A 6,690-nucleotide genomic window follows, 5' to 3' on the forward strand; every position below is an offset into this window, starting at 1 on the left:
ATGCAGTTTAAGACCATAGAGCCGATCGGGACTAAAGTGAGAATACTTGACCAGCGGCGTCTTCCGGCTGAGATAATATATCATGAATATAATGACTACCGCGATATTATCCGGGCCATAAAAACTCTCGAGATTCGCGGCGCGCCGGCCATAGGCATTGCGGGTGCGTTTGCCCTGGCCGTTGCGGCACAGGCCCAGGTCAAAGCCGACAGCGAGCATCTTAAGAGGATTCTCGCTGATGTCGCCGGGGAAATCAAAGCAGTCCGCCCAACAGCCGTCAATCTTGCTTGGGCCGTGGACAGAATCATGCGTATCTGCCATGCCTATGGGGGTGAGGATATTGACGAACTGGGGCAGTTCCTCTGGGATGAAGCGGTGACCATTCTCAGAGAGGATGAAGAGATGTGTCGCGCCATCGGGCGGAATGGCGCCGAATTGATAAAGGACGGCGATTGCATTCTCACTCACTGCAATGCCGGGGCGCTGGCTACCGGCGGCATCGGTACGGCGCTGGCCGTGATATATACCGCCCATGAACAGGGAAAGAAAGTCAAAGTCTATGCCGATGAGACTCGCCCAATCCTTCAGGGGGCGCGCCTGACCTGCTGGGAACTAATGCAGGAGGGGATTGATGTCACCCTCATTTGCGACAATATGGCCGGATTCCTGATGCAGCAGGGAAAAATCACTAAAGTGATTGTCGGCGCCGACCGCATTGCAAAAAATGGCGATTTCGCCAATAAGATCGGTACATACTGTGTGGCGGTTTTAGCAAAAGAGCATGGAATACCATTCTATGTCGCCGCGCCGTCATCGACATTTGACGATAATATTCCCTCCGGAAAAGAGATTCCCATTGAAGAGCGCGCCTCGGATGAAATAACCGACTGGGGCGGCGTGCAAACCGCACCTTCTGCGGTGAATGTATACAATCCCGCTTTTGATATCACGCCGGCAGAACTGGTCACCGCCTATATTTCCGACAAGGGAATAAGCAAGGGCAAAAGACGTTGACTTTTCTGTCAAACCGAATATCTTTCTTTCATGCTTTGGCAGATTATAGATAAAACTCCGGCGGGAAACTGCTTCTACTATCATTGCGTTACGTCCGTCTCCCGCTATCAGCCCAAATCCTCATCCGGCCTGCAGGATGAGTAATCGTCATCTGTCAATTTCCGTTCCTTATAAATCTGATCACCATGAAATTATTTATATTGTGAGGTATATATGGCTATCCAATTAGACGGTTCCGGCCTGACCATCGAAAAACTGGTCAAGATCGCCCGAGATAACGAAAAGGTGGAGCTCCCCGCCGCGGCGGTGGAGAGAATCAAGAAATGCCGCGCGATGCTTGAGAAAAAGATCGAAGCTAAAGAAATCATGTATGGTATCAATACCGGTATCGGCGAATTCTCCGAGGTTGTCCTCAACGATGCACAGGTCGAGGATTTCCAGAAATATCTTGTTTACAACCATGCCGCCGGTATCGGCGATCCGGCGCCGATCGAATATGTCCGCGGCGCTCTGGCGGGGCGGGTCAATGTGCATGCCCACGGCAACTCCGGGATCCGCCCGGAGATAACTCTGACCATGGTCGAAATGCTCAACCGGGGGGTCACTCCCTTTGTCTGCCAGAAAGGTTCGGTCGGCGCCTGCGGCGATCTGGCGCCGATGGCTCAGATGGCGCTCCTGATGATGGGGGAGGGGCAAGCCTATTATAAAGGCGAGCTTCTTTCCGGTAAGGAAGCCATGGATAAGGCGGGCATCCCTATACCGGGGTTGAAAGCCCGCGATGGCCTCGGCTTTATCAACGGCTCCAATATGCTTACGGCAATGAGCGCCATATTTCTCTATGATGCCCGGAACTGGCTGAAACAGGCCGAAATCGCCTGCGCTATGTCGCTCGAGGCGCTCAAGGCCAATATGAAACCGTACCATCCCAAAATACACGAGGTGCGCGGTTTTGCCGGGGCGGTTCGAAGCGCCCGCGCCATTCTGAACTGTGTCGCCGGCGGGGATTTGGCCCTGGGCAAGGTCAAGTGCAAGGTGCAGGATGCCTACTCGATGCGCTCCACGCCGCAGGTGATCGGCGCCGCTCATGATGCACTCGCCTATGGCCGCGCGCAGGTCGAAATCGAACTCAACGGGGTCGGCGACAACCCCATCTTTTTCCCCGAGGAAAATCTTCAGCTTTCCGGCGCCAATTTCCAGGGGTCGCCGGTCTCGCTCCCGATGGATATGGCCGGCGCGGCGATAACCATGGTCAGTGTCATGTCGGAGCGAAGGATGAACCGTCTCAATAATCCGGCGCTCTCGGTCGGCCTGCCGCCGTTTTTAACCAAAGGAGCGGGGATGTTTTCGGGCCTGATGCTCAGCCAGTACACCGCCGATTCGCTCATCGTGGAGCAGCGGATTCTTTCGGCGCCCGCCTCGGTGCAGTCGATCCCGGCCGCCGCCGACCAGGAGGATTTTGTCTCGATGGGGATGAATACCGCCATCAAGAATTTCCAGATTCTCGACAATGCGTACGGCGTGCTGGGGATTGAATTCATGGCCGCGGCGCAGGCGCTCGATTTCCGCGAGTACAAATTCGGGCAGGGCGTTACCAAAGCCAAAGAGGTGATCCGCAAGTATGTTGCTTTTCTCGATATCGACCGCCCGCTGTATCCCGACCATACCCGGATGCAAGAGCTGGTCAAATCGTGCGAGATATTGCACGAGGTGGAGAAAGCGATCGGCCCGCTGGGATAAATTCTGTTCCCGATTGTATTGTGGGGGCGTATGGCATACGCCCCTCCTATTTTTGCGCAGATTCATACCATTTTCGCTGACACAAAACTCAGGATGCTGGATCATGTCCAGCATGACATTAATCGAGCGATAATGGCAGAAGACTAGGCTTCCTGCAATAGACTTCTTTAAATGTCATTCTGGCGAAAGCCAGAATCCAGCCAATAGCGCAAAATCCCGAACGGTTTTACGACCGCCTGTGTGCGGCAGGCTTCAGCTTTGAAGTTGCGCAGGGTCTTGTCCCGACTTCAGGCGGGATGTGACCCTGCGCTTATTGGAATCTCGGGGTGCCCTATTAAATTGACATCCTCATTTGACTCTGCGGATTCTTGAGTGTCCTTTAAATATAATATCCATTGGGACAAGATAGATGATCAGAGCTCCAAGCCACGCCGAACAATATACTGCAAAACACAGCCAGACGGATTCTGCCATCATTTCAAGGGTCTGATTTACTATAAGCCACAGAACAATGAGTGCCGCCACTTTGGGCCCCGCCTGCCTAAGTTCTGATAGAATTACATTTATCATCTCAATTGCACTATATTGTATAATTATTTGCTTCTAAATTCCATATCGACGCGCTTAATTCCAAGCGAAATCTTAGAGAATCGCACAAGCGACCGTACCGCCGGGGCTTATGCGAAATCAAGATGAAAATATTGACAAGGAGTTTTCTTGTTACGCGGCCCGAAAACCGCCCCCTCCAATTCTGTCGGGGCAACCCCTCAAAGGACCAGTCGGAAGGCGCAGAGAATATTAATGATTGACATAATGGAAGATTCTATTAAGTTAACACTGATTCCCGCGAGCACACCGGCGGGCGCCGAGATTGAGTCAAGAGTCATTGACGGCGATGATGGTAGAAAGAGAGTGTCGCCACTTTGAGCACGATTGTGCCCTAGTTGTCGGAGGAAGATCAGTTCATCGCGAAGTTGGAATATGTAATACTAAGGATATTAAATTAATGGAGAGCTATGTTCAAGAAATCAGATGTAGCTCTGTTGTTTGCATTGGCGGCATTTATTCTTCTCTTATTCGTCAGCTGCGGTGACGATGATCCGGTAAGTCCAAATGATAAAGTGCCGATTTTAACGACCGCCGCTGTCAGCACCATAACGCAAACAACGGCACAATGCGGCGGAAATATTATATCAGATGGCGGTGCGGCCGTAACCGCCCGCGGCGTATGCTGGAGTGCAAGTCCAACACCTACTATTGCTGACAGCAAGACTACCGATGGCGTAGGGGCAGGTGGTTTTACAAGTTCCGTAGCCGGTTTAACTGCCAGTACCCCTTATTATGTAAGGGCTTACGCAACCAATAGTGTCGGTACTGGCTATGGCAATGAAGTAGCATTTACGACATTTGCTTTAGGTACAGTAATCGATATTGACGGCAATGGATATCAAACAGTAACGATTGGTACACAGGTGTGGTTGGCAGAGAACCTGAAAGTGACACATTATCGTAATGGCGAAGCGATACCCAATGTGACTTACGATGCCACATGGAGCGGTCTTACTACCGGTGCCTATTGCGAATATAATAATGATATAAATAATGTTGCTACTTATGGCAGATTATATAACTGGTATGCTGTAAGTGACAGCCGGAATATAGCGCCTGCTGGCTGCCATGTGCCAAGTGATGCTGAGTGGCAGACGTTAGTTGATTACCTTGGTGGCGGTGCAGTTGCAGGTGGCAAAATGAAAGAAACCGGAACCACGCATTGGAGCAGTCCCAACATAGGCGCCACCAACGAAAGCGGTTTTTCCGGGTTGCCTGGCGGCTACCGTTACAACTATGGATATTACGACGCTGTGGGTAACGTCGCTCTCTATTGTTCTTCTACGGAGAACAATAGTAGCGCCTGGAACCGAATCCTGAGTTACTCTCTAGCAGGTGTTGGCCGCGGCTCTGACAATAAGCGCTACGGTTGGTCGGTTCGCTGTGTCAAGGATTAGGTTGACTTACCACTCCGTCGGATAACCTTGTAGCCACGTAGGTCGTAACTGATCTTCCCCTAATCTTGTGATTGACCAAACATCTCTGAAATGAATACTTGACAGGTTGATGGAGCCGCATATATTCTATGGCATCAATGGCAATGCATTATTTGAAATACAAAGATTGTCAAATCCGCAGGAGAAATGAACTGCAAAACCAAGAGAGGTCGCAACCGTGAACAGTAGACAATATGAAGAGTTGTGCCGCCGATTCCTTGCTATTGAGTTAGGCTTACCTATTGACAACGTGCGCTCTATAGATATACCTAACCCCAGATGTCCCGATCTACCTGAATACAGGCATCAAATTGACCTATATTGGGAAATCTGCAATAATGTTACACTATATCTCAACATTGCCAATGCCAAGTGGCGGACAGCCGAAAAGGTCGACCAAGGTGAAGTAATGCTTCTCCAGAAAGTTAGGGAAAAAGTTAGGGCACACAAATGTGTGATGATCACAAATATAGATTTCACTCAAGGGGCGCGCGCTGCAGCACAGGATGAAGGCGTTGCCCTCCATATAGTACGGCCTACCTTTGACAACAAAATCTTGGATGAGAGTGATCGCCCCGCCATCCAAGTTCAATTTGAGCGACACTTATCTGACAGCAAGCAACTTTTTTCACATGAGGTAGTATTCAAGGGATTTGATCTTGCGTCACCGATGTTACAGCAAATAGCCGACCACACGGTAATTGTGCAAGCGGCAAGAATAAACGAAATCGCGGATAACACAAACAGAATAGACGACGGAGGTCCTTCCAACAAATCGATTGTAGGGACTGGTCATGCGAACGGACGAAGTGTGGGAGAAAATAGCAAAGGCGGAACGGGGGCAGATTACCGGCAGAAATGAGCTTTGAAGTTGCGCAGGGTCTTGTCCCGACTTCAGGCGGGATGTGACCCTGCGCCCATTGGAATCTTGCTGCGCCCATTTGCCGCAGGGTCACGCCCGCCGCCAAAGGCGGCGACCTAAGACCCCGCGGAACTCCCAATATTTCCTTCCTAATCGCTTGCAATTCAATCCCCGCCTCGCAAAATTACCATTGATCCGATGGTGATTCTCCCCACTACCCCTATTTATAGGAGTATTTGAATATGCCTATTAGCGAAAGAAAACTCATCGCCAACTGTCTCAACGCCCAGAAATCCACCGGCCCTAAAACCCCGCTGGGCAAATTCCGCTCCAGCCGTAACGGTCTGAAACATGGCCTCTATTCCAAATTCAATCTTATGCGCGCCATCCAATTACTACCGGAGAAACATCAATATAAAGTCCTATTATCACTTATTCGCAGCCTCAAGCGCGACATCTCGGGCAAAACCTCCCGCGGTCACCCCATTTCACCCCCTTAAAATGAGAAGGAACCCAAAATGACGACCCTTCCCAAATCCATCCATTTCATTTACTGTCAATCTGTTACGAGGGGTAAATTGCATCCGTCAGAAGGGCAAAAAATTCAAAAAGCGAACCCACCAATTGACAATCCATTGTTATATATGGGTTTAAATGAAATAATGGTGGCTTCGCTTTTTTCGCCTATTTGCAATCGCTTATTATTCAACAACTTATATTACCCCTGGCCGCGCCACCCCTGGATGCTGGCTTCCGCCAGCATGACACTTCGAGAAGCCTGTAACGTGCGGCCCGCTCACCCTTCTTTAAAGTCCGATCATTGTCATGCTGGATTTGATCCAGCATCCAGATTCTTGCGTTTAACGGCCCCAGAAGATGGCGGAACCGCAGGACTTCGGGAGTGTTGAAAAACCCTACTTTTATAGATTAGGGATGGCCGCTGACCTTATTCGGTTGATGGCATGGGAATTCTTTCGGAATGGTCTTATATAGTCCCAGAAGGCGGCCAAGACGTGCATTATGATTCTGTAA

The 6,690-nt window shown here is 50.3% G+C and carries 5 protein-coding genes; all 5 read left to right on the plus strand.

What is annotated here, in order from left to right; translation table 11 throughout:
- Positions 1-1,014, plus strand: a complete 1,014-nt coding sequence (gene mtnA / locus NT002_12995; GenBank protein MCX6830175.1) for an S-methyl-5-thioribose-1-phosphate isomerase — start codon at positions 1-3, stop codon at positions 1,012-1,014.
- Positions 1,015-1,227: 213 nt separating this feature from the next.
- Positions 1,228-2,751, plus strand: coding sequence for an aromatic amino acid ammonia-lyase (locus NT002_13000; protein MCX6830176.1), 1,524 nt, complete (start codon positions 1,228-1,230; stop codon positions 2,749-2,751).
- 1,016 nt (positions 2,752-3,767) lie between these two features.
- Complete coding sequence (locus NT002_13005) at positions 3,768-4,757, plus strand: fibrobacter succinogenes major paralogous domain-containing protein (protein MCX6830177.1); 990 nt, start codon at positions 3,768-3,770, stop codon at positions 4,755-4,757.
- A 217-nt stretch (positions 4,758-4,974) separates the two neighbouring features.
- A complete protein-coding gene (locus NT002_13010) occupies positions 4,975-5,658 on the plus strand; it encodes a hypothetical protein (GenBank protein ID MCX6830178.1) in 684 nt (227 codons plus the stop codon).
- A gap of 242 nt (positions 5,659-5,900) precedes the next feature.
- Positions 5,901-6,158 (plus strand): hypothetical protein, encoded by a 258-nt coding sequence (locus tag NT002_13015; GenBank protein ID MCX6830179.1) that lies wholly within the window; start codon positions 5,901-5,903, stop codon positions 6,156-6,158.
- Positions 6,159-6,690: the final 532 nt, after the last annotated feature.

The organism is Candidatus Zixiibacteriota bacterium (assembly GCA_026397505.1).
Classification (GTDB): Bacteria; Zixibacteria; MSB-5A5; order GN15; family PGXB01; genus JAPLUR01.